Here is a 26,645-nt window from a genome sequence, read left to right on the forward strand (position 1 = left end):
ACGTCAGGGACCGTGGGACGGCCCTCGCTGATCAGTGAGGGGCGACTCGCGGGGCCGGCTCGACGCCGACGCGCCGACCGCCGGCTGCGGGGTGGGGGCGTGCCGCGCGGATCCCCCCTTTGCTCTGCACCCGCCCATGCGCCAGTTACGGACCGTGCATGGTGCGTCGGCGGGTGCAGAGCAAAGGGTCGAGGCTCTGGTGCGGCCGTCCCGAGCCGGCCTGTCCTCAGATCGCGAGGGCTCCGCCGTCCACGGGCAGGAGTACACCGTGGATGTGTGACGCCTCGTCGCTGGCGAGGAAGATCACTGCCGCGGCGGTGTCCTGCACGTTGCCCGTACGCCTGTCCGGGTTGCTCTCGGCGAGCTTCTCCAGGAGGGGGCGGAGGTTTTCGTTGCCCTCCGTGATGGTGGGTCCGGGGGCGACGGTGTTCACCCGCACGCCGTCAGCGGCCAGCTCTGCGGCCCACGACCTCGTCAGCGAGTGCAGGCCTGCCTTGCTGGCGCCGTAGAGCGAGGTGAACTTGATTCCGTCTACGCCGCCGATCGAGCCGATATTGATCACCGAGCCGCCGCCCTGCTCCACCATGCCGGGCACAAGGGCCGCCGTCAGCAGGAACGGGGCCTTGATGTTGACCTCCAGCACCAGGTCGATCTGTTCCTCGGTCGACTCCGTCATGGGGTGGGGTGGCACGAGAAAGGCCGCGTTGTTGACCAGGATGTCGATCGGCCGACCAGCCAGGGCCGTCGCCTCCTGTGCAAGGCGGCGGATCTCGGAGCCACCCGCGGAGAGGTCCGCCTCGACGAAGTGGGCGGTGCCGCCCTCCGCGACGATTCCGTCGACGATCTGAGCACCCTGCTCCGCGCCAAGTCCGGTGACGACGACGATGGCGCCCTCGCGGGCCATCGCCTCCGCCACACCGCGCCCAATTCCGCTCGTCGAGCCGGTGACCAGGGCAGCGCGTCCTTCGAGGCGATTCATGTCGGTACCTCCGGTTCTTGCGGTGATGTCGATGGACGTGGGACGGCTGAACCTCTCATCGAATCCATCATTGGTTGCTTGAACAAGCAAGTATACCGGGTGATTCCCTGACGGGTACGGGCTCTGGTGCAAATGCCACCACCTGACGGCGGGTGCCGAGACCGCATCCCCCGGAATCGGCGGTCCCGGCCGGGGCTGTGCCGAGCGCCGTCACCTGCTCGGGGTCGGGGCAGCCCGTGCGGATAGGCCGCCGTGCGCCGGTGATCGCGCTAAATCCTGGAAAGAGTCCCCTCATCGCGGCCGGAGGGCACTACATCCTGGATCGAGTGCGATCATGCGCGGCGTGCGGCGCGGTGGGGCGGGGCGCCCGGTGCGGTGCGCGGCGTGCGCGCCGCGCCGGGGGCGTCAGGGGGCGGGGAAGAGGTGGGCGTGCAGGGCGGCCGGGTCGGTCACCTCGGGTAGGCCGCGGGCGGCCAGCCAGGCCGCGGCGGTGGCCCCGTCTCCGGCGGTACGCAGTGGCGCGTCCGGCCAGTCTCGCGCGATCGCGGACCGGACGGCGGTGGCGAGCGGGGTGTCGGCGGTGAGCAGGCCGCCGCCGAGCACGATCGGCGTCACCGCCCCGGCGGGGCGGATGCGGCTCATGCTCTCGGAGAGGTGCGCGGCGGCTTCGGTGATCAGCGCGGTGGCGACCGGGTCGCCGTGGGTGGCGGCGTCGACGACCAGCGGCGCGAGCCGGGCCAGTTCGACGGGAGGTCGACGGGTCACCGTCTGGATGGTGGCGTCGACGGTGTCCCGTGGGCGGGCGGCGATGTTGGCGCTGCCCAGCAGTTCGGCGAGCACGGTCGTGGCCAGCGCGCCAAGCCCACGGCCGGTGTCCAGATCGGCGAGGAGTCGGCGCACCGCTTCCCGGCCGAGCCAGAAGCCCGAGCCGGCGTCGCCGAGGAGCCAGCCGTGGCCGTCGGCGATCCGGTCGAGCCGCAGCTCATCGACCTGCGCGGTGATGGCGCCGGTGCCGGCGATGAGGATGGTTCCGTCCGGGGCGGCGGTGCCGGAGGCGTACGCGACCAGGGCGTCGCCGTGCACCTCGTACGGGCAGCGCAGGCCGGCGTCGTGCCAGGCCTGGTCGAAGGCGGCCCGCCCGGTCGGGTCGGCGAGCAGCCGGCCGGCTCCGGCGAGCCCGATGGTGCCAGCGGCCACCCGGGTCGGGTCGACGTCGGTGAGCGCTTCGCGGAGGGCGGTCAGCAGTTCGGCGGCAGCGCGTTCGGCGCCGTGACTGGTGGGGTTGCCGCCGCCGGCGCGGCCGGTGCCGACGCGTTGCCCGGTGAGGGTGAGGACGGTCGCCCGGGTGGACGTACCGCCGACATCGAGGCCCACCACGACGGTGTCGGACATCGGCACGGGTCTCCTTGCGCGGAACGGCGATCTGGCTTGTTCATGCTGGTCGGCGGGGTCGTGTGGGGCAAGTTGTGGCGGACGTGAGGGGCTGTGCGCCAGGTAACAGTTTGAAAACTTCGCCCACAGTCTTGACACGGAGGGCCGTTCAGTAAGAACTTTTACCACTAACAGTTAACAGTCTTTTCGGAAAGCGGAGGCAACTCATGGTTGATCACGAGGTGGACACCGCCGCGGGGACCGCGGTGGTCGACGCCGATGTGATCGACCGACGCGCCTCGGCCTCCGACGGGGTGCTGGCCCGGGTCCGCAACGGGCTCGGCGAGTTGACCGGCGCCCTGCGCCGGGTCGCCGAGCACGTTCTCAGCGACCCGGAGGCCGCCGCCCGCTCGACAATCGTCGAGCTGGCCGAGCGCAGCGGCACCTCACCGGCGACCATCACCCGCTTCTGCCGGGCGATGGGCTTCGAGGGGTACGCCGACCTGCGACTGGGCATCGCCTCCGAGACCGGCCGGGCCCGCTCGGCCGGTTGGACCGTCGACATCGGACGGGAGATCCAGCCGAGCGACCCGCTCGCCCGGGTGCTCGACCAGATCATGGCCGCCGACACCCGGGCCATGCACGACACCGCCACCCTGCTCGACCTCGCCGAGGTGGAGCGGGCCGCGGTGGCGATCGCCGGCGCCAGCCGGGTGAACATCTTCGGCGCCAGCGGCAGTGCCCTGGTCGGCGAGGAGATGCAGTTCAGCCTGCACCGCATCGGTGTGGCGGCGTGGGCGTGGAACGACGTGCACGAGGGGTTGGCCAGCGCCGCGTTGCTGCGATCGGGAGACGTGGCGCTCGGCATCTCGCACACCGGGCAGACCCGGGAGACGATCGAGATGCTCGCCGAGGCGGGCAGTCGGGGCGCCACCACGCTCGCGCTCACCGGCTTTCCCCGCTCACCGTTGGCCGAGCTGGCCGACATCGTGCTGCTCACCGCCAGCCAGGCCACCACCTTCCGACCGGACGCGCTCTCCGCCCGGCACCCCCAGCTGGTGGTGCTCGACCTGCTCTACATCGCCGTCGCCCAACGCACCCACGACCGCGCGCACGCGGCCTTCCGGCGGACCGCGCAGGCCGTCGACGGGCACAAGGCAGCGAAGGGAGCCCTCTCATGATCAGCGCCCAGGGGTACGCGGACGCCGTCCGCCCGGTGCTCGACCGGCTGCTCGACTCGGAGGCCGACGGGATCACCCGGGCCGCCGACCTGATCGCCGACAGCCTGCGCGACGGCGGCGTGCTCCAGGCGTTCGGCGCCGGGCACTCCGAGGCGTTCGCCGCCGAGCTGGTCGCCCGGGCCGGCGGGTTGGTCCCCACCAACCGGCTGTCGGTGCGGGACCTGGTGATGCACGGCGACGCCCCGCGCGACGTGCTCGCCGACCCCAAGCTGGAACGTGATCCCTCCATCGCCCACCAGATCTACGCGCTCGCGGCACCCCAGCCGCGCGACGTGTTCGTGGTGGCGTCCCAGTCCGGCATCAACGGCTCGGTGGTCGAGCTGGCGGCGCTGGTCACCGAGCGCGGTCACCCGTTGATCGCGGTCACTTCGGTCGAGCACACCGCACGGGTGGCACCACGGCACCCGTCCGGGCATCGGCTCGCCGACCTCGCCGACGTCGTGCTGGACAATGGCGCGCCGTACGGCGATGCACTGCTGCCGCTCGAGGGCGGCGGCGCGGTCTGTGCGGTTTCCTCGGTCACCACGGCGCTGCTGGCGCAGTTGCTGACCGCGGAGGTCGTACGACGGTTCCACCAGGCCGGGGAGGTACCCCCTATCTACCTCTCCGCCAACGTCCCCGGCGGGGACGAGCACAACCTCGCCCTCGAGTCGCGGTACGCCGGACGTCTCCGGCGTACCGCATGACCCGAATTCCACAAGGAGAGACGACGATGTCGATTACCCCCGAACACCCGGCCGCACTCGACCGTCGCACGGTGCTGCGTCGCGCCGCCGCCGTGGGCATGCTCGCCACTCCGGCCATCGGCCTGCTCGGCGCCTGCGCCACCAGCGGCAGCGACGGTGACAACGAGCAGGTCGCCGGCGGCACCAAGAGCGAGAAGAACCCGCTGGGCGTCAAGGAGGACGCCGCGATCGAGGTGGTCATCTTCAACGGTGGCTACGGCGAGAAGTACGCCACCGACGTGCACGAGCCGCTGTACAAGACGGCGTTCCCCAAGGCCGAGGTCAAGCACCAGGCCACCCAGGCCGTCTCCACAGTGCTCCAGCCGCGGTTCGCCTCCGGTAACCCGCCGGAGTTCGTGAACAACTCGGGCGAGAAGCTGATGGACTTCGGCGCGCTGGTCGCCGACGGTCAGCTTCAGGACCTCACCGAGCTGTGGGACGCGCCGTCGGTCGACGACCCGACCAAGAAGGTCCGCGACACAGTGGTGCCGGGCACCATCGAGGCCGGTTCGTTCAACGGCAAGCCGTTCGTCCTGTACTACGTCTCCACGGTCTTCGGCATCTGGTACTCGGGCAAGCTGTTCAAGGACAACGGGTGGGCGCCGGCGAAGAACTGGGACGAGTTCATCGCCCTGCTCACCGCCATCAAGGCCAAGGGCATCACCCCCTACGGCTACGCCGGGGCGAACGCGGCCTACTACCAGTGGAACGTGATCCTCACCCACGCCGCCAAGATCGGCGGCACGGACGTGCTGAAGAACATCGACAACCTGGAGGACGGTGCCTGGAAGCAGGACGCCGTCAAGCAGGCTGCCACGGCGTGGGCCGAGGTCGGCGCGAAGTTCAGCGACAAGAGCTTCGAGGGGCTCAAGCACACCGACGTGCAGTTGCGGCAGAACCAGTACAAGGTGGCCATGTACCCCAGCGGTGACTGGCTGGAGGGCGAGCAGAAGAAGGACACGCCGGCCGGCTTTGAATACCAGCTCATGCCGGTGCCGAGCCTGTCCGCCTCGGACAAGCTGCCGGCCACCGCGCTGCGCGCGACCGCCGGTGAGGGTTACTTCGTCTCGGCGAAGAGCAAGAACCCCAAGGGCGGCCTGGAGTACATGCGTCAGATGCTGTCGAAGGCGGGCGCGAAGGGCTTCACCGAGGTGGTCAAGGCCCCGACCGTGGTCACCGCCGGTTCGGAGGGCTTCGCCTTCCCGCCCGGTGTGGCCAGCTCCCAGGCCGCGCTCAAGGCGGCCGGTCAGGACGTGTTCAACCTGTACTTCGACGGCTGGTACAAGGAGCTCGACACGGAGGCGCGTACCGCCACCAACGAGCTGATGTTCGGCCGGATCAACGCGGACGCTTTCGTGGAGCGGATCCAGAAGCGCGCCGACGCCATCAAGAAGGACAGCTCCGTCACCAAGTTCAAGCGCTGATCGATCGGAGCTAGGGTCATGCGGCACGGCAAGTATCCATTCGTGATCGGGTTCCTGTTCGCCCCGGTCGCGCTGTACGTGACATTCGTGATCTGGCCGTACGCGCAGGCGTTCCAGATCTCGATGACCAACTGGCGGGGGCTGTCCGCCCCGCAGTGGGTGGGCTTCGACAACTACCGGAGGCTGCTCGACGACGGCGCCTTCTGGAAGGCGGTCCAGCACCACGGCGTACTGCTGCTTGCCCTGCCGCTGATCACCATTGCCATCGCCCTGTTCTTCGCCTTCCTGCTCAACGTGGGCGGCAAGAGCAGCGGCGGGCAACGCCAGGGGGTCTGGGGGGCGAAGTTCTACCGGGTGGTGTTCTTCTTCCCCCAGGTCCTGGCGGTGGCCATCATCGCGGTGCTGTTCCAGATGGTGTACCGGCCGAACGAGTCCGGCCTGATCAACGGCGTGCTGATGAAGTTCGGCCTGGAGCCGATCCTCTTCCTGGTCAAGCCGAACCTGGCCCTCTGGTCGATCATCGCGGTGCTGGTCTGGCAGGCGGTCGGCTTCTACGTGGTGCTCTTCTCGGCCGGGATGGCCTCCATTCCCGGTGAGATCTACGAGGCCGCCGAGATGGACGGGGCGACGAAGGTGACCCTGTTCTTCCGGGTCACCCTGCCGCTGCTGTGGGACACCCTCCAGGTGGCCTGGGTGTACCTCGGAATCGCGGCGTTCGACGCGTTCGCCATCGTGGCGGTGCTCTCTGTGGACGGTGGCGGCCCGGACGGCGCCACCACGGTCCTGGCCATGGAGATCTACCGCAACGCGTTCGTCTACTCGAAGTACGGCTACGCCTCGGCGATGGGCGTGGCGCTGTTCTTCCTCACCCTCACGTTCGCGGCGCTGACGCTGCGGCTCACCAAGCGGGAAAGCGTGGAGTACTGATGAATCCGCAGTCGACGCTGCCGCCGACCCCGGCGGCGCTACCGCCGAAGACCGGTGACCCGTCCGCCCCCGCCGGGCCGGGGCGCAAGGGCCCCCGCTCGGAGGTGAAGCTCTTCGCGGGCCTGGGGCACGTCGCGCTCGCCGTGTGGGCGGTGATCGTGATCGTGCCGATCCTCTGGACCTTCCTCGCCGCGTTCAAGAACACCAGCGAGATCTTCAGCAGCCCGTGGACGCTCCCGGCCGAGCTGCGCTGGGAGAACTTCGGGCGGGCCTGGACCAAGGCGCACGTCGGGCGGTACTTCCTCAACAGCGTGATCGTGGTGTCGTGCAGCACGTTCCTCACCATGCTGCTCGGCTCGATGGCCGCGTACGTGCTGGCCCGCTACAAGTTCTGGGGCAACCGGGCGGTCTACTTCCTCTTCGTCTCGGGCTTGGCCTTCCCGGTCTTCCTGGCGTTGGTGCCGCTCTTCTTCGTGGTGAAGAACCTGGGTCTGCTGGACACCCACACCGGCGTGGTGCTGGTCTACACCGCGTACTCGTTGCCGTTCACCGTGTTCTTCCTGGCCGCGTTCTTCAAGACGCTGCCGTCGTCGGTGGCCGAGGCGGGCATGATCGACGGCTGTGGGCACAGCCGGCTGTTCTTCCAGGTGATGATGCCGATGGCGAAGCCGGGCCTGATCAGCGTCGCGATCTTCAACATCATCGGTCAGTGGGCGCAGTACCAGCTCCCGTTGGTGCTGCTCTCCAACGCGAAGGACAAGTGGGTGCTCACCCAGGGCATCGCCGACATCTCGGTAAACGCCGGCTACGAGGCCGACTGGTCCGGGTTGTTCGCCGCGCTGACCATCGCCATCCTCCCGATGATCCTCGTGTACGCGGTCTTCCAGCGTCAGATCCAGGCCGGCCTCACCTCCGGCGCGGTGAAGTAGGACGCCTCAGCGCTCGTCGACCCGGGTGTGCCAGGAGCGCCACAGCGCGGCGTACGCGCCGCCGGTCGCGACCAGCTCGTCGTGGCTGCCGATCTCGGTGATCCGGCCGTCGGCGAGCACGGCGACCCGGTCGGCGTCGTGCGCGGTGTTGAGCCGGTGCGCGATCGCGATGACGGTCCGCCCGACCAGCACGGCGGCCAGCGCGCGTTCGGTCCGTCGGGCGGTGGACGGGTCGAGCGCGGCGGTCGCCTCGTCCAGGATCAGGGTGTGCGGGTCGGCGAGCACCAACCGGGCCAGCGCGAGCTGCTGGGCCTCGGCCGCACCGAGTTGACGGGCCCCGTCGCCGAGCGACGTGTCCAGGTCGTCGGGGAACTCGGCGAACCAGTCGGCACCGACCGTGGCGAGTGCGGCGCGCATCTGCTCGTCGGAGGCGTCGGGCGCGGCGAAGGAGAGGTTGTCGCGTACCGAGCCGATGAAGACGTGGTGCTCCTGGGTGACCAGGGCGATCCGGCGGCGTCGCTCGGCCGGGTCGAGGTCGGTGACCGGGCAGCCACCGATGCTGACGACGCCCTGCCGTGGCGCGTCGATCCCGGCCAGCAGCCGGGCCAGGGTGGACTTGCCGGCGCCGGACGGGCCGACCACTGCCAGCCGCTCGCCGGGCTGCACCTCCAGGTCGATGCCGTGCAGCACGTCCGGCCCGTCGGAGTAGGAGAACCGCGCTCCTCGGACGACGAGCCGCTCACCTCGTGACGAGGCGGTCGTGCCGGGCGGTTCCGGCGGGACCATGCCGACGCCGAGCACCCGGGCGTACGACGCGAAGCCGCGTTGCGCCTGCTCGGTCCACTGCAACAGCCGGTCCAACGGGTCGATCGCCTGTTGCAGGTAGAGGGCGGCGGCGACCACCGCGCCGAGCGACACCATGTCCCGGGAGAGCAGGTAGCCCCCGACGAGCAGGACCATGGCGACCGGTAGCGGGTAGCTGGCCTCGACGACCGAGAAGAACACGGTACGTAGGGCGAGGGTCGCGCGGCGGGCCCGCCACACCAGTGTGATGCGGGTGGTGCCGTGCCGGATCCGGTCGTCGGCCAGCCGCAGCGCTTCCACGGTGCGGGCGCCCTCGGCGGTGGTGGTCAGGGTCTCGGTCAGCTCGGCCGCCGCCGCGCCCTCGGTGAGGTACGCGGAGCTGGCCCGGCGCAGGTACCAGCGGGTCACCGCCACGATCGACGGGAGCCCGGCCAGTGCGGCCAACCCGAGCAGTGGGTGCAGCAGGAAGACCGCCCCGAACAGCAACGTCAACTGCACGGTGGCGATGACGATGGTGGGCACCACGTCCCGGACGGTGGTGCCGACCGTCGACACGTCGACCGAGCTGCGGGTGGCCAGGTCTCCGGAGCCGGCACGCTCGACGACCGAGACGGGCAGCCCGAGCGTCCGGGAGACGAACTCCTCGCGCAGCTCGGCGACGGCCCGTTCGCCGAAGCGGTGGCCGGCGTACTGGGCGTACCGGGAGAGCAGAGCACTGACCAGGACGCAGCCGGCGATGGCGAGTGCCAGCCGGTCCACAGTGGCAACGCCCGCGCCCGCGGTGACCCGGTCGACGATGGTGCCCAGCAGCCACGGTGGGGCGAGCCCGGCGACCGCGGCGGCGCTGTGCAGCGCCAGTACGACGCCGACGGCGCGCCGGTGTCGGCTGATCATGTCCCGCAGGGCCCGGCGTACGGTGCCGCGGTCGGCCACCGGCAGTCGGCTCACCGGTACGCCTCCTCGCTGCCGCGGGCCACCAGGTGCCGGTAGGCCGGGTCCCGGTCGAGCAGGTCGGCGTGGCTGCCGGTGGCGGTGATCCGGTCGCCGCCGAGGTGCGCGACCAGGTCGGCCCGACCGAGCAGCAGCGGCGACGTGGCGATCACCACTGTGGTCAGCCCGGCCCGCGCCTCCCGCAGCCGCTCGGCGATCCGCGCCTCGGTGTGCGCGTCGACCGCCGACGTCGGGTCGACGAGGATCAGCACCTCCGGCTCGCTGTGCAGCGCCCGGGCCAGGCGGATCCGTTGGCGCTGACCGCCGGAGAGCGTCCGGGCTCGGGCGTCGATCGGGGTGTCCAGTCCGGCGGGCAGGGCGTCGACGACGTCCTGCGCCGAGGCGGTCCGCAGGGCCGCGCCGATCCGTTCGTCATCCTCGTCGGCCCCGGCGCCCAGGATCTCGCGCAGCGTGCCGGCGAAGAGGTACGAGTCGTGGTCGGCGACGAGGATCCGTGTGCGGACCTCGTCCAGGGCGACCGCGCGCAGCGGCACGCCACCCCAGGTGACGGCGCTGACGACGTACCGGCCGAGCCGGTCGGCCAACGCCACGGCCGCCGCCGGATCGTCTGCCGCCACGCCGGTCAGCTGGCCGGCGCGCACGGTCAGGCCGGTCACCGGGTCGTGCAGGTCGGCGGGGCCGTCCGGAGCGCCCGGGTCATCCGGCCGGCGTGTCTCGGGCACGGCACCCGGCCACCGGCGACCCGGGCCACCGACGTCGTCCGGCGTCACGGTGAGCAGGTCGGCGATCCGCCGGGCGGCGACCCGACCGCGGATGAGCTGGTGACTGCCCTCCAGCAGAAACCAGACCGGCACGATCAGGGTCGCCACGTAGCCGTAGACGGCGACCAGCTCGCCGATGGTGACGTCACCGGTCACCGCCATCCGGGCCGTCAGCCACACCACGGCCGCCAGGAACAAGCCGGGGATGGCGACGGTCACCGCGTCGATCCAGCTGTTGACCGCGCCGACCCGGTAGCCCTCGGCGCGAAGGTCCTGGGACCGGGCCGCGTACCGCCGGGCGAAAAGGTCCCGACCGCCCACCCCGGCGAGCACCCGCAGGCCGGCCACGATGTCACCGGATCGGGCGGTGAGCGCGCCCTGTTGCCTGCGGTAGACCGATTCGGCCCGCTCCAGGCGACGCAGCAGCGGCCCCACGACCAGACCGACCACCGGTACCCCCACCAGCACGCAGAGCGCGAGCATCGGGGAGATCGACCAGAGCACCACGGCGATCACCCCGTACGCGATGATCGCGCCGACGCCCGGCCCGGTCAGCGTCAGCACCTGCGCCGTCCAGTCGATGTCGGAGCCGCCGATGGTGGACACCTCGCCCGCACCGACCCGGCGCGGCAGCACCGCGCCGATGCGGGACAGGTGGCGTAGCAGGACCTCCGCGGAGCGGGCCTTGGCGTCCTCCCGGATGAAGGTCATCGTGCGGTGCCGCATGATGCCCAGGTAGGACAGGGCCATGCCCGCGACGACGATCGCCGCGACCCAGAGCGCCAGGGCCCGGGTGTCACCGGCGCGTAGCCCGTCGTCGACGGCACGGTAGATCAGGTAGGGCCGGGCCGAGAGCCCGATCATCCAGGCCGTGCCGAGCAGGCTGCCACGCAGCACCCGCCACGGTTGGCAGCGGACCAGCCACCAGAGGTAGCGCATCGGACCGCGGGTGTCGGGAGTGCCAGGATCGGGATGCGGGATCTGCGGAGGCACCTGGTCACGCTACCGACCGGCCCCGACACCCCACCGACCCGATCGTGGTGAGGTGCGCCTCCGTTCCTGTCGCACGGGACAGGCAGAATCGCGTTCGTGCTGGTGGCGGTAGTGTCCGACGAGCGGGGTGGGGGAGTGCTGTGCCCGCTGGACGCCACCGGCCGCCCGAGCGGCCCGGCCGAGGTCGTCACCGACCTGGTCGCCGCGGTCGCCGCCCGCGAGGCCGCCGGGCACCCGCGCTGGGTCTGGTCGACCACCCCGGCGGTCTACCCGACGCTGCTGCGCGCCGGCGTCCGGGTCGATCGGTGTCACGACGTGGAGTTGACCGAGGCGTTGCTGCTCGGGCACGCGGGCCGCTGGGGTGAGCCCCGCTCGCTGGCCGCCGCCTGGGCCCGGCTGACCGGCGCGGCGGTGCCGCCGGACCCGCCGCCGCGCGCCGCCGCACCGCCCGGGCACGGGCAGGGCGCGCTCTTCGACACAGTGCCCGGCCCGCCGGGCCCGGGCATCGAGGCACTGACCCAGGTGTACGCCGACCAACTCGCCCGCATCGCCGCGACCGAGCACCCCGGCCGGTTCCGGTTGCTGGTGGCCGCCGAGTCGGCCGGCGCGTTGATCGCTGTGGAGATGGGCGTCGCCGGGTTGCCCTGGCGTGTCGACGTGCACAACGAGATCCTGCACGAGCTGCTCGGTGAGGCGTCCCCGGTCGGTGGGCCGCCACGCCGACTCGCCGAGTTGGCCGCCCGGATCGCCGACGCGCTCGGCGTACGCGGCCTGCACACCGACTCCCCGGCGGAGCTGCTCAAGGCGTTCGCCCGGGTCGGGGTGGAGCTGCCCAACACCCGGGCCTGGGTGCTGCGCGGGGTGGACCATCCGGCGGTGCCGCTGGTGCTGGAATACAAGGAGCTCTACCGGATCTGGACGGCGCACGGCTGGGCCTGGCTCGATCAGTGGGTGCGGGGCGGCCGGTTCCAACCGGAGTACGTGCCGGGTGGTGTCGTCTCCGGCCGGTGGGCCACCCGGGGTGGTGGCGCGTTGCAGATCCCCAAGGTGATCCGGCGGGCGGTGGTGGCCGATCCGGGTTGGCGGTTCGTGGTCGCCGACGCCGGCCAGTTGGAGCCTCGGGTGCTGGCCGCGGTGTCCGGCGACGCACGGTTGGCGGCGGCGGGCGGTGCCGGCGACCTCTACGCGGCCCTGGCCCGGGACTCGTTCGGCGGCGACCGGGCCAAGGCCAAGGTGGCGCTGCTCGGCGCGATGTACGGGCAGACCGGCGGGGCGGCGGTGCCCGCGTTGGCGGTGCTCAAGCGCAGCTACCCGACGGCGTTCGGTTACGTGGAGGCGGCCGCGCGTACCGGTGAGACGGGTGGCTTGGTGCGGTCGTGGTTGGGGCGGACGTGCCCGCCCGGCTCGGCCGGGTTCGGTGATCTCGACGGCGAGCCCTCCGATCCGGAGGGGGCGGCCGATCCGCAGAGCCCACGGGCGCGTGCCGCGCGGTCGCGGGGGCGCTTCACCCGCAACTTCGTCATCCAGGCCACCGCTGCGGAGTGGGCCTCCACGTTGCTGGCCACGCTGCGCACGGAGCTGTCCGGCACCGACGCGCAGTTGGTCTTCTTTCAGCACGACGAGGTGGTGGTGCACGCGCCCGCCGCTCAGGCGGACGCGGTCGCCGAGGCTGTCAACCGGTCGGGCGAGCGCGCCTCCGCGCTGCTCTTCGGTGCGACGCCGGTCCGGTTTCCACTGGACCTGTCCATCGTCGACTGCTACGCCGACGCGGCCTGACCTGCGGGCCAACTCAAGCGGGGCACACCCCGGGGCGGTGCCCCGGTTAGTCTCGTGCGGTCGTGCGGCCGTCGGAATGGGAGGGTGCCCCATGGTCGTCGGAGTCATCCGTCATCTGGCCGGGATGGTCGCCGCCTGCCTGGCCCTCGTCGCCGAGGCGGTCCTGGGCTACCTCGGTCTGCTCGCGTACGCGTTGGCCACCGGCTCGGGTGTGGGTGGCCCGCTGGCCGGGCCGATGCTCGTCTTGATCGCCGCGGTGCTCGGCGTGGTCTTGATTCCCCTGCTCTTCCTGCCGGCTGTGGCGGTCGGGGAGGCCGTCGGCCGGCATCGGGGGACCGGCCGGGTGGTGGTGCTGGCCGCGCTCGTCGCGGTCGTCCTGGCCGCCGGGTACGCCGTGGCCGGGGCGATTGCCAGCGGGGTGTCCGCCGGCTACGTGCCTCTGGTCGCGGGAATCGCCGTGCTGCTGATCGTTGCTCCGGTGGTCCTGTACGCGCTCACCGCACGCGGCCTCGGCTGGGTGGCGCGATGGGTGCCCCCAGCGTTGGGGCGGCACCGCGGTCGCAATGTCCGGGGAGATGGGTTGATGGCCGACTCTTCTCGATGATCATCCGGTGCGCGTGTCGGCAGATGCCGGTCGTGTAACGGTTGTGCTATTTCTCCTTTTCGCCCCGCCACCCCCGGCTGGCCGTCCTCGTTGCAGTGTCCGTAGGAGGGGATGGATCGGTCACGGTCTGTCCCGTGCTGGAGGGGGCGCAGCTGAACCGGATCGCAGGAATGATCATCGCCGCAGGCGGGGGACGACGGATCGGTGGTCCCGAGGCGCTGCTGCACCAGGGAAGCAAGCCCCTGGTGAATCAGATGATCGACACGATGACCGAGGCGGGCTGCGAGCAGATCGTGGTCGTCCTGGGTGCCGCAGCAGAGCAGGTCCGGGAGACCGCCGACCTGGGCAAGGCCACCGTCGTGATCAACAAGGCGTGGGGCACCGGAGTTGGCTCGTCCATCCGGGCCGGCCTGGCCGCCATGGACGACGAGGGGATCGAGGCGGTGGTGGTGGTCCCGGTCGACATGCCGGGCCTGACCGCCACGGCGGTCAGCCGGGTGGCCGCGCTGCCGTACCCGGACGTGCTGGTCTGCGCCACCTACGACGGGTTGCGCGGCTACCCGATGCTGTTCGGTCGCCGGCACTGGCCCGGTATCGCCACCCTGGCCAGCGCCGACGTGGGTGCCCGGCCGTACCTGTTGGCGCACAAGGACCAGATCGTCGACATCGCCTGCGACTCGGTTGCCGACGGCAGCCGGATCGACACCCCGGAGCTGATGGAGCTCTACGGGCTCACGGTCCCGCCCCAGCGCGTCGGCGTTTGAGGGCCCCGTCCTGCCAGGCTCCCCGAACTGGGTGATGCCGGTGAGTCATCATGATGACTCACCGGCATCACGCTCTTCGTCAGTCCTGTGCCTGGTCCAGTTGCCCGGTGGCGGCGAGACGCTGGTACCAGTGGGCGCTGTCCTTCCAGGTGCGTACCTGGGTGTCGTAGTCGACCCGGATGATGCCGAAGCGACGGTCGTAGCCGTAACCCCACTCGAAGTTGTCCAGCAACGACCAGACGAAGTAGCCGCGCACGTCCGCGCCCTGCGCTCGGGCGTCGGCCATCGCGCCGATGTGCCGACGCAGGTAGTCGATCCGTCGGTCGTCGTGGATCCGGCCGTCGGCCGACACCACGTCGTCGAAGGCCGCGCCGTTCTCGGTGATCATCATGGGCTGGCTGGGGTATTCGCGCTGGAGGCGCAGCAGCAGCTCGGTCAGCGCCGGCGGGTCGATGTTCCAACCCATCGCCGTGTAGGGGCCGGGCTGCGGCAGGAAGTCGACGTTCTCCGCGCCGACCCACGGCGTCGAGGTCGACGCGCCGTGCCCGTCGGCGTCGGAGCGGGCCGACACCCCGTCCCAGGCCCGGACCAGGGTGCTGGAGTAGTAGTTGACCCCGAGCACGTCCAGCGGCACCGCGATCAGCTTCTCGTCACCCTCGCGGACGAACGACCAGTCGGTGACGGAGGCGGTGTCGGCCAGCAGGTCGGCCGGGTATTCCCCGTCCAGCATCGGGCCGAGGAACGCCCGGTTGGCCAACGCGTCGATCCGCCGGACCGCGTCCTGGTCGGCGGGCGAGTCGGACGCACCCCGGATGACGTGCAGGTTCAGCGTCACCGACAGCTCAGCGGACGGGGCCAGCTCCCGGACCACCCGGCCGGCCAGGCCGTGCGCGAGGTTGAGGTGGTGCACCGCGGCCAGCGCCGCCGCCGGCTCGGTCCGACCCGGCGCGTGCACGCCGGAGGCGTAGCCCAGGTACGCGGAGCACCACGGCTCGTTGAGTGTCGTCCAGGTGTGCACCCGGTCGCCCAGCGCGCCGACGATGCCCGCCGCGTACTCCTGGAAGCGCAGCGCGGTCTCCCGCGCCGCCCACCCGCCGGCGTCCTCCAACTCCTGCGGCAGGTCCCAGTGGTACATGGTGGCCACCGGGCGGACGCCCCGCTCCAGCAGCCCGTCCACCAGCCGCGAATAGAAGTCGATGCCGGCCTGGTTGAACCGGCCCGAGCCGCCCGGCTGCACCCGGGGCCAGGAGATGGAGAACCGGTACGCCCCGAGCCCGAGGTCGGCGATGTGCCCGAGGTCGTCGGCCCACCGGTGGTAGTGGTCCGCGGCCACGTCACCGGTGTCACCGTTGAGGGTCCGACCGGGTGTGTGGCTGTAGGTGTCCCAGATGGACGGTCCGCGCCCGTCCTCGGTCGCCGCGCCCTCGATCTGGTACGCGGCCGTCGCCGAGCCCCAGACGAAGCTCTCCGGGAAGTGGTGTTGCGTCATCGTTCCGTCCCCTGGATCTCGCAGATGTAGCCCGTCGAGGTGCCGGCGACCAGTTCGGCGCTGGCCGTCCCACCCTCGTAGCGCACGTCGAACTCGGCGCCCGGTCCGTTGCCGGGTGACGGTACCCGTACCCGGGTCCGCTGCCCCTCGGTCGGTGCGTACACCCGCAGCCGCACATCGTCGGCCCACTCGTAGTCCGGTCGGTCGGTACGGGAGCCGAACGGGATGACCGCGCCCGGTCGGGCCAGCACCGGCAGGCTGTCGAAGTCGTGCTTTTCGGTCAGCCAGGCCGGGCCGGTGACCTGCGCCCCTGTGACCAGGTGCGTCCAGGTGCCGGCCGGTACGTAGTACGTGACGTCGCCGTCGGCGCTGAGCACCGGGGCGACCAGCACGTCCGGGCCGAGCATGTACTGCCGGTCCAGGTGTGCCGTCGCAGGGTCGTCCGGGAACTCCAGGAACATCGGCCGCATCACCGGCGTCCCGTCGCGGTGCGCCTCCTGGGCGGCGGCCGCCAGGTACGGCATCAGGCCGAGCTTGAGGTGGGTGAAGTGCCGCAGCACGTCAACGGCCTCCTCGTCGTACGCCCACGGCACCCGGTAGGAGCCGGACCCGTGCAGCCGGGAATGCGACGAGAGCAGCCCGAAGGCGACCCACCGCTTGAACACCGCCGGGTCCGGGGTGCCCTCGAAGCCGCCGATGTCGTGGCTCCAGTAGCCGAAGCCGGACGACGCCAGGGACAACCCGCCGCGCAGCGACTCGGCCATCGCGACGAACGTCGACTCGCAGTCGCCGCCCCAGTGCACCGGGAACTGCTGCCCGCCGGTGGTGGCCGAGCGGGCGAACAGCACCGCCTCGCCCTCGCCGCGCTCGGTCTCCAGCAGCTCGAAGACCGCCTTGTTGTAGAGGTACGAGTAGTAGTTGTGCATCCGCTGCGGGTCCGAGCCGTCGTGCCACACCACGTCGGTCGGGATGCGCTCGCCGAAGTCGGTCTTGAAGCAGTCGACGCCCATGTCCAGCAGCGCCTTGAGCTTGCCGGTGAACCAGCGGACCGCGTCCGGGTTGGTGAAGTCGACGAGCGCCATGCCGGCCTGCCACTTGTCCCACTGCCAGACCGAGCCGTCGGGGTTGCGCACCAGGTAACCGGCCGCGCGGCCCTCCTCGAAGAGGTACGAGCGCTGCGCGATGTACGGGTTGATCCAGACGCACACCTTCAGGTCACGCTCGTGCAGCCGGCGCAGCATCCCCTCCGGGTCGGGGAAGGTCGCCGGGTCCCAGACGAAGTCGACCCAGTGGAACTGACGCATCCAGAAACAGTCGAAGTGGAACACGGACAGCGGCAGCCCGCGCTCGGCCATCCCGTCAACGAACTCGGTCACCGTCTTCTCGTCGTACGAGGTGGTGAACGAGGTGGACAGCCACAGGCCGTACGACCAGGCGGGGACCCGGGCCGGGCGGCCGGTGAGCGCGGTGTAACGGCGCAGCACGTCCTTCGGCTGCGGCCCATCGATGACGTAGTAGGTGAGCGACTGGCCCTCGACGCTGAACTGGGTCTGCGTGACGACCTCGGAGCCGACCTCGAACGACACGTGCTCCGGGTGGTCCACGAAGACCCCGTAGCCGGCGCTGCTCAGGTAGAACGGCACGTTCTTGTACGCCTGCTCGCTGGCGGTGCCCCCGTCGGCGTTCCAGATGTCGACGCTCTGCCCGTTCTTGACGAACGGGCCGAAGCGCTCGCCCAGCCCGTACACCGTCTCACCGACACCGAGTGCGAGCCGCTCGTGTACGTACCGGCGGCCCTCGGCGTCGGTGACGACGCCGACGCTGCGCGCGGTGGACGCGGTGACCAGCCGGTCGCCGTGCAGGAAGTCGACCCGCCACCCGTCGATGAGCGCGACCCGCGCGGTCAGCTCGCCGGTGGTCAGCGTCGCGCTGAGCCCGGTGACGTCGACGGTGACCGGGTGCGACTCGTCGGTGCTCAGCCCGAAGTGCGGCTCGCGGGGCAGCCCTCCGGTGTGGTGGGCGATGGTCACCCCGATGACGCCGGGGGCGGGGGAGAAGAACCGGACGGTGACCAGGGGACGGTTGAGGGTGTCGCCGCGGCCGGTGATCTGACCGGTCGGTGCGAAGACGGTGAAGCCGCGCTCGTCCGGCTCGACCGACTCCACGGTTCCGGGGCGCAGGACGCTGACGCCGGGGCGCAGCTGCCAGTACCCGTCGGTGAACTTCACTTCTCGGCTCCTGCCGTGATACCGCGCGCCAGAGTGCGCTGGAAGATGAGGAAGAAGAGGATCGCCGGCACCAGGCTGATCAGCGCGCCGGCGTTGGTGGTCGGAGCGTCCATCAGCCGGTCGCCCTGCAGCGACGCGAGCGCGACCGGAATGGTCTGCGTCTGGTTGTCGATCAGCATGACCAGCGGGATGAGGAACTCGTTCCACGTCCAGATGAAGAAGAAGATGAGCAGCACCGCGAGGGTGGGCCGCAGGTTGGGGAAGACCACCCGCCACAGCACCGTCCACTTGCCGGCGCCGTCCAGCGCGGCGGCCTCCAGCAGCGAGCGCGGGAACGTGCCCATCACCGAGGCGAGCAGGTAGGTGCCGAACGCGCTCTGGATCACGGTGAAGATGATGATCACCGAGAGCTGGGTGTTGTAGAGGCCGACCTGCTTCGCCACGTAGTACAGCGGGTAGATCAGCGCCTCCTGCGGCAGCATGTTCGCCAGCAGGAACAGCCCGACGATCCACAGCCGGCCCCGGACCCGGCCGATGCCCAGCGCGTACGCGTTGAGCAGTGACACGGCGACGCCGAGCACGGCCACCGAGCCGGCGATGACCGCCGAGTTCCAGAACTTGAGCGGGAAGTTCACTTCGGTCCAGTACGTGCGCAGACCCTTGGTGTAGAACTCCGTCGGCCAGCTCAGTGGGCCGCCCGACGAGTAGTCGCCGGGCGACTTGAACGCGTTGAGCAGCATGAACGCGAACGGCACCAGCATGACGAGCGCGCCGACGGTGACCAGGGCGAGCACCACCCAGCGGCTGACGCCGCGGTGGTGTCGATCGCGTACGGGCCGGGCCGGCGTCACCGGCGCGGAGGTCGGTGTGAGCGTGACGGCCATCTCAGAACCCCCGGTCCCGGCGCTCGCTGCGGGCCTGCATCCAGATGAAGATCCCGGCCACCACCACGATGATCAGCGTCAGCACCATGGAGATCGCGGAGCCGTAGCCGACCTGCAGCTTCTTGAAGAACGTGTAGTAGGCGAAGTACGACGGCACGTTCGTCGCGTTGTCCGGACCACCCCTGGTCAGGGCGAAGATCGGCCCGAACACCTTCAATGCGGCGATGGTGCAGGTCAGGGCTACCACGAAGGTCTCCGGCCGGATCTGCGGAAGGGTGATCGCCCGGAACCGGTGCAGCCAGTTCGCGCCGTCGACCTCGGCCGCCTCGTACAGCTCGGGGTCGACCCGCTGCAGGGCCGCCATGAAGACGACCACCGGGTAGCCGATCTGCACCCAGATCATCACGGCCATCACGGCCGGCAGTGCGGTGCCCGGGTCGCCGAGCCAGTCGTGGCGTAACGCGCCGAGACCGACAGCGTCGAGGAGGCTGTTGAACGCGCCGTCGGGGCGGAGGATCCAGCCCCAGACGATGCCGGCCACCACGACGGGCAGCACCTGCGGGAGGTAGAACGCGGCCCGCAGCGCGGCGGCGGTGCGGGGCTTGAACCGGCGGCCGATGACGTCGAAGAGCACGGCGGCGAGCAGCAGCCCGAGCAGTGTGGGCACCACCACCATCGCGACGAGCATCCAGACGGTGTTGCGGAACGACGCCCAGAACACGTCGTCGTGCAGCAACTGCTGGTAGTTGTCCAGGCCGACCCACCGGGGGTCGCCGATGCCGGACCACTTGGTCAGCGACAGGTAGAGCGTGCCGACCAGCGGCGCACCGATGACCAGGAGGAAGAGCGCCGCTCCGGGGAGCAGGTAGAGCCAGTACGCCGCGTTGCGGCCGCGGCGTCTGCGGCTGGGCGCGGGCGGGGTGGGGGTCGCGGCCGGCGGTGTGGCGGCGACCGTCTCGGAGACTGCCATGGAAGATCCTTCCCGGCGGGGCGGGCGGGCGCGCCGGTCGTGCCGGTCGCGCCCGCCGCTCGCCGTGTCACTTGCCGGTGATCTCCTTGACGCCATCGGCGTACGGCTTGGCGATCGTGTCGAGGACCTGGTCGGGCGACTTCGAGCCGTTGATCAGACCCTGGAAGCCGGAGACCAGCACGTCGTAGTAGCCGGGGACCGGCCAGTCCGGGTAGAAGGCGAGGCCGTCGGACTTGCTGACCGTGTTGAAGTCCTCGATCAGCTTGCGGTCCTTCGGGTCGCTGATCTTCGACGCGTCAGCGGCGACCGGAACACCACCGTTGTTGCCGATCAGGTCCTGGATCTCCGGACGCAGGGTGATGTCGATGAAGTCGTACGCCAGGCTCTTGGCCTTGCTGTTCTCCGGGACCACCCAGAGGTTTCCGGACGAGCCGGCCTGCAGGGTGTTGCCGGGGAAGAGGAAGGTGTCCCAGTTGGCCTTCATCTCGGTCTTGAACCGGCCGTACCACCAGCTACCCGAGACGATCATCGGAACCTTGCCGCCGATGAAGGCGGTGCCCATGTCCTCGGCCTTGAGGCTGGCCGAGTTCTTCGCGACGTAACCCTTCTGCACCCACTGGGCGAAGGTGTCCGCGCCGTACTTGAGCGGGTCGGCCTTGAAGTCGACAGGGTTCTTGTAGAGCTGGTAGTTGTCGACGAACTGCCGGTCGCCCTTGGAGAGGGCGAGCTGGTAGAAGAGCTGCCCGGCCGGGTACTCGGCGCCGGCCATGCCCAGCGGGGTGACGCCCTTGCCGACGAAGGTGTCCATGGCGGCGGTCATCTCGGCCATCGTGGTCGGAACCTTGACGCCGTTCTGCTGGAACAGGTCCTTGTTGTAGTAGACGGTGACGTACTCGCCGTAGTTCGGCACACCGAACCACTTGCCGGAACCCATCACGCCCTTGTCGCTGTAGCGGGCGGTGGTCTGCAGGCTGGGGCTGAGCTTGTCGGCCCAACCGCGCTTGTCGGCCTCGCTGCTCAGGTCGGCCAGCAGGCCCTGGGAGGAGAGCAGCCCGGCGGTCGCGTTGCCCTTGTTGTACTCCATGATGTCCGGGCCCTCGGACGAGTTGATGATCATGCCCGCGTTCTGCTGGATCTGCTCGAACGCCTTGCGCTCGAAGCGCACCTCGACGCCCGGGTGCTCGGACTTGAAGATCTCGATCGCCCGGTTCCAGCCGATCCCCATGGCGCTGTTCTCGCTCTCGTAGTGCCAGAGCTTGAGAACCTTGGCGTCGCTGTTGTCCCCGTTGTCACCACCGCCGCAGGCGGCCACGGTGGTCGTCGCGGTCGCCGCCAGGGCGATCGCGGCGACGAGCCGACGGAATCGCTGCATTACTATCCTCCTCGTTGAGTACTAGCCGGTACTTCACAAGGCCCGTCGTCGCGTTGCAGCGCGATGACGGGCCGTTTTCGCTGGTCAGCCTCCGTCGTTCGACGATGGGGCAGAGCTGGCCAGTGCCGACCGCCGGGGCGCGGCGGTCGACCCCCGGACCTCCAACGCGCACGGCAGCAGTTGCTGGTGCCGAAGGTCTGCGGGGCCGTCCAGGTGGCGCGTCAGCGCCTCGATCGCGATCCGGCCGAGCGCCGAACCGGGTGACGTCATAGCGGTCAGCGCCGGGGTGGCCAGTTCGGCGACCTGCGGAGAGGTGACCATCGAGACGACGGAGACGTCATCGGGCACCGACAAACCGCGGCCGGTCAACTCGCCGAGGATGCCGAAGATCGCCGTCTCGTTCATGGCCAGCACCGCGGTCAGCTCCGGGGCCTGCGCGAACGCGGCGGCCAGGGCGGCCCTCCCGCCGGCGGCGCTGTCCTCGGCCGCGATCATCACCGGCTCCAGGCCGTGCCCGGTCATCGCCGCGGTGAAGGCGTCACGGGTACGCAGCGCGGGCCCGTAACCGCTGGCCAGCGTGGCGGCCGAGTGGTTGACGTAGACGATCCGCCGGTGCCCGAGGCCGACCAGGTGTGCGACGGCCTCCCGGACGGTCTGGTCGAAGTCGATGTCGACGTAGGAGAGCGTGCTGGTGTCGCCGGTGCGGCCGATCAGCACCAGCGGCACCCCCGCCTCCTGGAGCACTGTGACCCGCTCGTCGGCCAGCTGGACCTCCATCAGCACGACCCCGTCGAGCATCCGCTGGCTGGCCAGCCGACGCAGGTCGTCGAGGTTGCCCCCGCCGACCGGCGAGAGCACCAGGTGGTAGCCGGCGACACTGGCCGCGGCGGCGGCACCGGTGACGAAGGCGGTCTCGGTGGCGCCGAGGCCGCGTTCGTCCATCGGCATCAACAGGCCGAGGATCCGGCTGCGGCGACTGGCCAGCCCGCGGGCCATCGCGTTGGGCTGGTAGTCGAGCTGGGCCATCGCGGCGAGCACCTTGTTGCGGGTGGCCTGCGAGATCGGCCGGGTGCCGGTGAGTACGTACGACACGGTGCTGACCGAGACCTGTGCGAGGCGGGCGACGTCGTGCATGGTGGCCACCGCGCACCTCCTCCGGCCTGGGGTGGGACCGCTCCCGAACTTCGTCGAAGCGTTTCGACGAAGCGGTTCGACAGGACGCTAGGCCACCTGTTACGGCGACGTCAATAGCCGATGTCGAAAAGAATTCAGCCGCCGCGCGGCACCCCCGCCCACCCCACCCTGCGCCGCGCCCGGCCGCGCCGCGCCCGCCCACCCTGCGCCGCGCCCGGCCGCGCCGCGCCCGCCCACCCCGCGCCGCGCCCAGCCGAGCCTCGCCCGGCCGCGCCGCTCCCCGGTCGGTGGCACCTGATGGTCGCGGCCAAGATCCGCGCAACATCGGGGATGTTGCTGCCTTCCGCCCGCCAGAGGCAGCAACATCCGGGAAGTTGCACGGATCTTGGCCGCCGGCCTGGGGGTGCGACGGCAAGATCGCGCTCGATCCTGGATGTAGTTCCATCGGATCGTCGCGGAGGCCACTACATCAAGGATCGAGCACGATCTTGGGCGCGGGGCGCGGGGCGCGGGGCGCGGGGCGCGGGGCGCGGGGCGCGGGGCGCGGGGCGCGGGGCGCGAGGCGCGAGGCGCGGGGCGCGAGGCGCGGGGCGCGAGGCGCGGGGGTGCGAGGCGCGGGGGTGCGAGGCGCGGGGCGCGAGGCGCGGGGGTGCGAGGCGCGGGGCGCGAGGCGCGGGGGTGCGAGGCGCGGGGGTGCGAGGCGCGGGGCGCGGGGTGCGGCGGGCGTGTGTGCGGGGGCGCGGTGTGCGGGGGCGCGGGGCGCGGGTCAGGGCAGGTCGAAGAGGGCGGCGGCGTTGTTCCAGCAGACCGCGCGCAGCCAGTCGTCGCCCAGGTCCAGTCGGGCCAGCCCGGTCAGCTGGTCGGCGTACGGGTACGGGATGTTCGGGAAGTCGCTGCCCAGCAGCACCTTGCCGGCCAGCCCCAACTCCCGCAATCGGGGCAACTCGTCAGCGGGGAAGGGGACGAACTGGTCGAAGAAGGGCGTGAACGCCATTGTGGTGTCCAGTCGGACCCGCTCGTACGTCTCGGCGAGGTCGAGGAAGGCCCGGTAGTCCGGGGCGCCCAGGTGCGCCACCACAGCGGTCAGCCGAGGGTGGCGGGCGAGCAGCGCACCGAACGGGTCCGGGCCGGTGTGGGTGGTCCCCACCGGGGCGTGTCCGGCGTGCACCACCACCGGCACCCCCGCGTCGGACAGCATCCCCCAGACCGGGTCCAGCGCCGGATCGGTCGGTGCGAACCCACCCACCTGCAGGTGCAGCTTGAACACTTGGGCGCCTTCGGCGAGGGCCGCCTCGACGTACCCGAGGGCGTCCGGCTCGGGGTAGAACGTGGCCGAGGCGAGGCACCCGGGGGTGTCGTGGGCGAAATCCAGCGTCCAGCGGTTGAGCTCCGCCGCCATGCCGGGCCGGTGGGCGTACGCCAGGGCGCTGAATGCCCGCACGCCGAGCTGGCGCAGGTGCGCGACCCGGTCGGCGTCGCTCCACCGGTAGCGGATCGGCCATTCGGTGCCGACCAACGGCCCGGCGGCGTCGAAGTAGGCCCACACCCGACGCAGCAGTCGCGGCGGCAGGAAGTGCACGTGCACGTCGGCGAGGCCGGGCAGCCCCAGGTCGCGGCAGAACTCCGGTACGCGGTCGTCCGCGGCTGGCGGGGCCACCGTCGCCGGATCGGTCATATGTCGATGTCGAATCGACTGAGCACCGAGGGCGCGATCAGGCCGACTGTGGCGAGCGCCGAGATGACGGTCAGTGCGATGCGCATTCCGACCACCTCGGCCTTGCTGCCGACGCGCAGGGCGATGCTGTTCGGTAGGCCGATCATCATCCACATGCGCCGTTTGATCGGGATCGGCCAGAGGATCGGCACGCCGGCCCGGGTGATCATGTCGCCGAGGATGTGTACGAAGCAGCCCACGCCCAGCGCGGTGCCGATCAGCGGATAGCCGCGTCCGCCCGGCAGGTTGGCGAAGGTGAACCAGGCCGCTCCGGCCGATGCGAGAGTGATGATCACCCAGCCGGCCCGCTCGGCCCACTCGTCGAACAGCCCGCGCAGCGCCAGGCCGAACATGAAGAACAGGATGGTGATGACCGCCCACTTGCCGTAGGCGGCGCAGAGCGCTGTGGTGCCCCAGCCGACCAGCAGTGTGAACGGCAGCGTGTGGGTCAGCGTCCGGTGCCCGTTGTTGCGGCGGGGGTCCCTGCTGAGCTTCGTGGCGTAGTAGACCCCGAGGGAGATCTTCTCCATCACCTCGGCGGCGAAGAGTGAGAAGACTCCGAAGGTACGGGCCACGGTGGCCCCACCCTGGTTCTTGGTCACCTTGCCCGACATGTCGAGGTCGGGAAAGAGCGCGCCACCGGCGCACACCGCGGTGCCCACCGCCAACGCGAGCGGCGACTGGTGGTAGTCGGCGAACTGCTCCAGTGCCCAGGAGCCCGCCAACCACACCGCCGCGCCAGACAGCGCGTGTTGCGGTCCCATCATCTCGGCTCACCCTCCCCAGGGATCTTGAGCGCCCAAAACTACGCCACTGTAGTCAGCGCCGGCGCCGCAGGGGCATCACCCGGAAGGTCCACATCGGACCGTGTCACAGGGTGGGGGTGAAGCTCTGCCGGATCATCGGCAAGTATGCCGCGTTGACCTGCCAGTCGAACTCTTCTGTCAACCACGAGACGGTGTAGGAGCGGTCGGCCGAGGTGTTGGCCAGCAACCGGAAGCTGTGCACCGGAACGCCGACGGCGTTGCGCCAGCCGCACTCCCACACCGCGCCGCCGTCGAAGATGTCCATGGCGGAGATGTCCACCTTGCGATAGTCGGGCAGCGCCTCGGCCGCGGTCAGCCGGGTCTCCTCGGCCTTCCAGTGCGCCACCGGATCCGCGCGGGCGGGCCCGGCCTCGACGCTGAGCACGCGGGACCCGCCGGTCTTCCGGAAGCAGGTCACCGAGCCTTCGGTCCAGCGTTCCCACCCCACCGGCGCGGCGATCCGGAAACCGGTCGGGTCGTCGTACCAGGTCCAGCCCTCGCGCAGCCCGTACTTCACGTCGGCCGGCGGTGACACCGCCACCACCGGGGTCGCCGACGGTGGCGGGGACGACGTGCAGGCGAACGCCGCCGGCCGGGCGGTCGGCGCGCCACCACCAGAGCCGGACGGTGGGGTCCGGTCATCGTGCCGGTTGACCAACGCCAGTGTGACGCCACCCGCGACGAGCAGGGCGGTGGCCGCGCCACCCAGGGCGATCAGACGCCATCGCCGAGCGGGCCGGCGCGGTGGGCGTCGGCGCGGTGTCGCCGGCTCGGCTGGCGCGGCCACCGGTTCGAACGGGTCCGGCGCGATGGCCCGGCCGGCGCTGCGGACCGCCGCGACCGCCGAGGACCGGGCCGGGCCGGCGGGCTCGTCGTGGCTCGCAGCGGCGCTGCGTAGCAGCGGCTCCGCCTCGACGGCGGTCAACCGCCGCCAGGGGTCGCGCTGCAACAGACCGGTGAGGACGGGACCCAACGGACCGGCCCGACGCATCGGGTCCGGCGGTTCGGTGGCCAGTGCGCTGAGCGTCGCCATCGCGGTGGAGCGCGCGTACGGTGACTGCCCCTCGACCGTCGCGTAGAGCGTGGCGCCCAGCGACCACATGTCGGTGCGTGCGTCGGACACCCCTTCGCGGGCCCGCTCGGGGGCGACGAACTGTGGTGAGCCGAGCACCGTGCCGGGCCCGGTCATCACGCCGTCGCCGCCGTCGAAGGTGGCCAGCCCGAAGTCGGTGAGCACCACCCGCCCGTCGTCGGCCACCAGCACGTTGTGCGGCTTCACGTCGCGGTGCAGCACCCCGGCGGCGTGCGCGGCCCGCAACGCGGCGAGCACCGCCAGCCCGATCCGGGCGGTGCGTTGCGGGCTCAGCGGCCCCTCGGCGCTGATGATCTGCTGCACCGACCGCGACGGCACGTACTCCATCACGATCCAAGGGCTCTCCCGGTCGTGCACCACGTCGTAGAGGCGGACCACGTTGGGATGGTTGAGCCGGGCGGCGGCGCGCGCCTCACGCAGGGTTCGCAGCCGCAGTTCCTCGCGCTCGGTCTCGGCCAGCCAGGACGGCGGCACGATTTCCTTCACCGCCACGTCGCGATGCAGCATCTCGTCGCGAGCAAGCCACACCCGGCCCATTCCGCCGGTGCCGACCAGGTCGAGCAGCCGGTACCGACCCGCGATCAGCAACTGATGCACGGTCGCTCCCCCTCGGTCACCCCGGGGTCCACGATAGCCATCAATGCCGGCTTTCTCATCCACTGAGCGGCCTCGATCCACGCCGGACGGTAGTGCGGATCATGGCCAT

21 protein-coding genes are annotated in these 26,645 nt (G+C 71.0%); 8 read left to right on the forward strand and 13 right to left on the reverse strand.

Going from position 1 to position 26,645, the window contains the following annotated elements:
- Nucleotides 1-226: 226 nt before the first annotated feature.
- The gene (locus OH804_RS03875; RefSeq protein WP_196924323.1) at nt 227-979 is read right to left on the reverse strand and encodes an SDR family NAD(P)-dependent oxidoreductase; all 753 of its coding nucleotides are present in this window, start codon (nt 977-979) and stop codon (nt 227-229) included.
- Between the two features lie 405 nt (nt 980-1,384).
- Entirely contained in the window at nt 1,385-2,371 is a 987-nt protein-coding gene (locus OH804_RS03880; protein ID WP_406062787.1) for an N-acetylglucosamine kinase, read from the reverse strand.
- A 206-nt stretch (nt 2,372-2,577) separates the two neighbouring features.
- On the opposite strand from OH804_RS03880, the gene OH804_RS03885 reads away from it, so the two are divergent.
- Genes OH804_RS03885 through OH804_RS03905 form a run of 5 tightly spaced genes read left to right on the forward strand, consistent with a single transcriptional unit; the run spans nt 2,578 to nt 7,596 of the window.
- A complete protein-coding gene (locus OH804_RS03885; RefSeq protein ID WP_196924321.1) occupies nt 2,578-3,531 on the forward strand; it encodes a MurR/RpiR family transcriptional regulator in 954 nt (317 codons plus the stop codon).
- On the forward strand, nt 3,528-4,277 hold the full coding sequence (locus tag OH804_RS03890) for a sugar isomerase domain-containing protein (protein WP_091403970.1): 750 nt from the start codon (nt 3,528-3,530) through the stop codon (nt 4,275-4,277). Before OH804_RS03885 ends, OH804_RS03890 begins: the two co-directional genes overlap by 4 nt.
- 26 nt (nt 4,278-4,303) lie before the next feature.
- Complete coding sequence (gene ngcE, locus OH804_RS03895; RefSeq protein ID WP_406062790.1) at nt 4,304-5,740, forward strand: N-acetylglucosamine/diacetylchitobiose ABC transporter substrate-binding protein; 1,437 nt, start codon at nt 4,304-4,306, stop codon at nt 5,738-5,740.
- Nucleotides 5,741-5,758: 18 nt separating this feature from the next.
- A complete protein-coding gene (locus tag OH804_RS03900; protein ID WP_124858631.1) occupies nt 5,759-6,667 on the forward strand; it encodes a carbohydrate ABC transporter permease in 909 nt (302 codons plus the stop codon).
- Complete coding sequence (locus tag OH804_RS03905; RefSeq protein WP_196924318.1) at nt 6,667-7,596, forward strand: carbohydrate ABC transporter permease; 930 nt, start codon at nt 6,667-6,669, stop codon at nt 7,594-7,596. Before OH804_RS03900 ends, OH804_RS03905 begins: the two co-directional genes overlap by 1 nt.
- Before the next feature lie 6 nt (nt 7,597-7,602).
- Here OH804_RS03905 and OH804_RS03910 read toward each other — a convergent pair whose 3' ends face one another.
- The gene (locus OH804_RS03910) at nt 7,603-9,294 is read right to left on the reverse strand and encodes an ABC transporter ATP-binding protein (RefSeq protein ID WP_406066411.1); all 1,692 of its coding nucleotides are present in this window, start codon (nt 9,292-9,294) and stop codon (nt 7,603-7,605) included.
- Between the two features lie 50 nt (nt 9,295-9,344).
- Nucleotides 9,345-11,051, reverse strand: a complete 1,707-nt coding sequence (locus OH804_RS03915; protein WP_231394584.1) for an ABC transporter ATP-binding protein — start codon at nt 11,049-11,051, stop codon at nt 9,345-9,347.
- A 120-nt stretch (nt 11,052-11,171) separates the two neighbouring features.
- On the opposite strand from OH804_RS03915, the gene OH804_RS03920 reads away from it, so the two are divergent.
- The 3 genes from OH804_RS03920 (at nt 11,172) to OH804_RS03930 (ending at nt 14,249) form a co-directional block, all read left to right on the forward strand.
- Nucleotides 11,172-12,881: a bifunctional 3'-5' exonuclease/DNA polymerase gene (locus tag OH804_RS03920; protein WP_406066414.1), complete on the forward strand. Its 1,710-nt coding sequence runs from the start codon at nt 11,172-11,174 to the stop codon at nt 12,879-12,881.
- A 91-nt stretch (nt 12,882-12,972) separates the two neighbouring features.
- A complete protein-coding gene (locus OH804_RS03925; protein WP_406062792.1) occupies nt 12,973-13,485 on the forward strand; it encodes a hypothetical protein in 513 nt (170 codons plus the stop codon).
- A 170-nt stretch (nt 13,486-13,655) separates the two neighbouring features.
- Entirely contained in the window at nt 13,656-14,249 is a 594-nt protein-coding gene (locus OH804_RS03930) for an NTP transferase domain-containing protein (protein ID WP_406066416.1), read from the forward strand.
- A 79-nt stretch (nt 14,250-14,328) separates the two neighbouring features.
- On the opposite strand, the gene OH804_RS03935 is transcribed toward OH804_RS03930, so the two are convergent.
- The 9 genes from OH804_RS03935 to OH804_RS03975 all read right to left on the reverse strand — a co-directional run bounded on the left by OH804_RS03935 (nt 14,329) and on the right by OH804_RS03975 (nt 26,536).
- A complete protein-coding gene (locus OH804_RS03935) occupies nt 14,329-15,738 on the reverse strand; it encodes a GH1 family beta-glucosidase (protein ID WP_406062794.1) in 1,410 nt (469 codons plus the stop codon).
- Complete coding sequence (gene yicI, locus OH804_RS03940; protein ID WP_196924314.1) at nt 15,735-17,966, reverse strand: alpha-xylosidase; 2,232 nt, start codon at nt 17,964-17,966, stop codon at nt 15,735-15,737. Before yicI ends, OH804_RS03935 begins: the two co-directional genes overlap by 4 nt.
- Nucleotides 17,963-18,850, reverse strand: coding sequence for a carbohydrate ABC transporter permease (locus tag OH804_RS03945; RefSeq protein ID WP_196924313.1), 888 nt, complete (start codon nt 18,848-18,850; stop codon nt 17,963-17,965). The genes yicI and OH804_RS03945 overlap by 4 nt, the downstream gene beginning before the upstream one ends.
- 1 nt (nt 18,851) lies before the next feature.
- Entirely contained in the window at nt 18,852-19,820 is a 969-nt protein-coding gene (locus OH804_RS03950; RefSeq protein ID WP_196924312.1) for a carbohydrate ABC transporter permease, read from the reverse strand.
- A 67-nt stretch (nt 19,821-19,887) separates the two neighbouring features.
- On the reverse strand, nt 19,888-21,192 hold the full coding sequence (locus OH804_RS03955; protein WP_406062797.1) for an ABC transporter substrate-binding protein: 1,305 nt from the start codon (nt 21,190-21,192) through the stop codon (nt 19,888-19,890).
- A gap of 84 nt (nt 21,193-21,276) precedes the next feature.
- On the reverse strand, nt 21,277-22,326 hold the full coding sequence (locus tag OH804_RS03960; RefSeq protein WP_231394582.1) for a LacI family DNA-binding transcriptional regulator: 1,050 nt from the start codon (nt 22,324-22,326) through the stop codon (nt 21,277-21,279).
- Nucleotides 22,327-23,092: 766 nt separating this feature from the next.
- Entirely contained in the window at nt 23,093-24,001 is a 909-nt protein-coding gene (locus tag OH804_RS03965; RefSeq protein ID WP_406062800.1) for an amidohydrolase family protein, read from the reverse strand.
- Complete coding sequence (locus OH804_RS03970) at nt 23,998-24,807, reverse strand: metal-dependent hydrolase (RefSeq protein WP_196924308.1); 810 nt, start codon at nt 24,805-24,807, stop codon at nt 23,998-24,000. The genes OH804_RS03965 and OH804_RS03970 overlap by 4 nt, the downstream gene beginning before the upstream one ends.
- A 103-nt stretch (nt 24,808-24,910) precedes the next feature.
- Nucleotides 24,911-26,536, reverse strand: a complete 1,626-nt coding sequence (locus tag OH804_RS03975) for a protein kinase domain-containing protein (RefSeq protein WP_406062802.1) — start codon at nt 26,534-26,536, stop codon at nt 24,911-24,913.
- Between the last annotated feature and the right edge of the window lie 109 nt (nt 26,537-26,645).

This window comes from Micromonospora sp. NBC_00860 (assembly GCF_045207375.1).
Taxonomy (GTDB): domain Bacteria; phylum Actinomycetota; class Actinomycetes; order Mycobacteriales; family Micromonosporaceae; genus Micromonospora; species Micromonospora vinacea.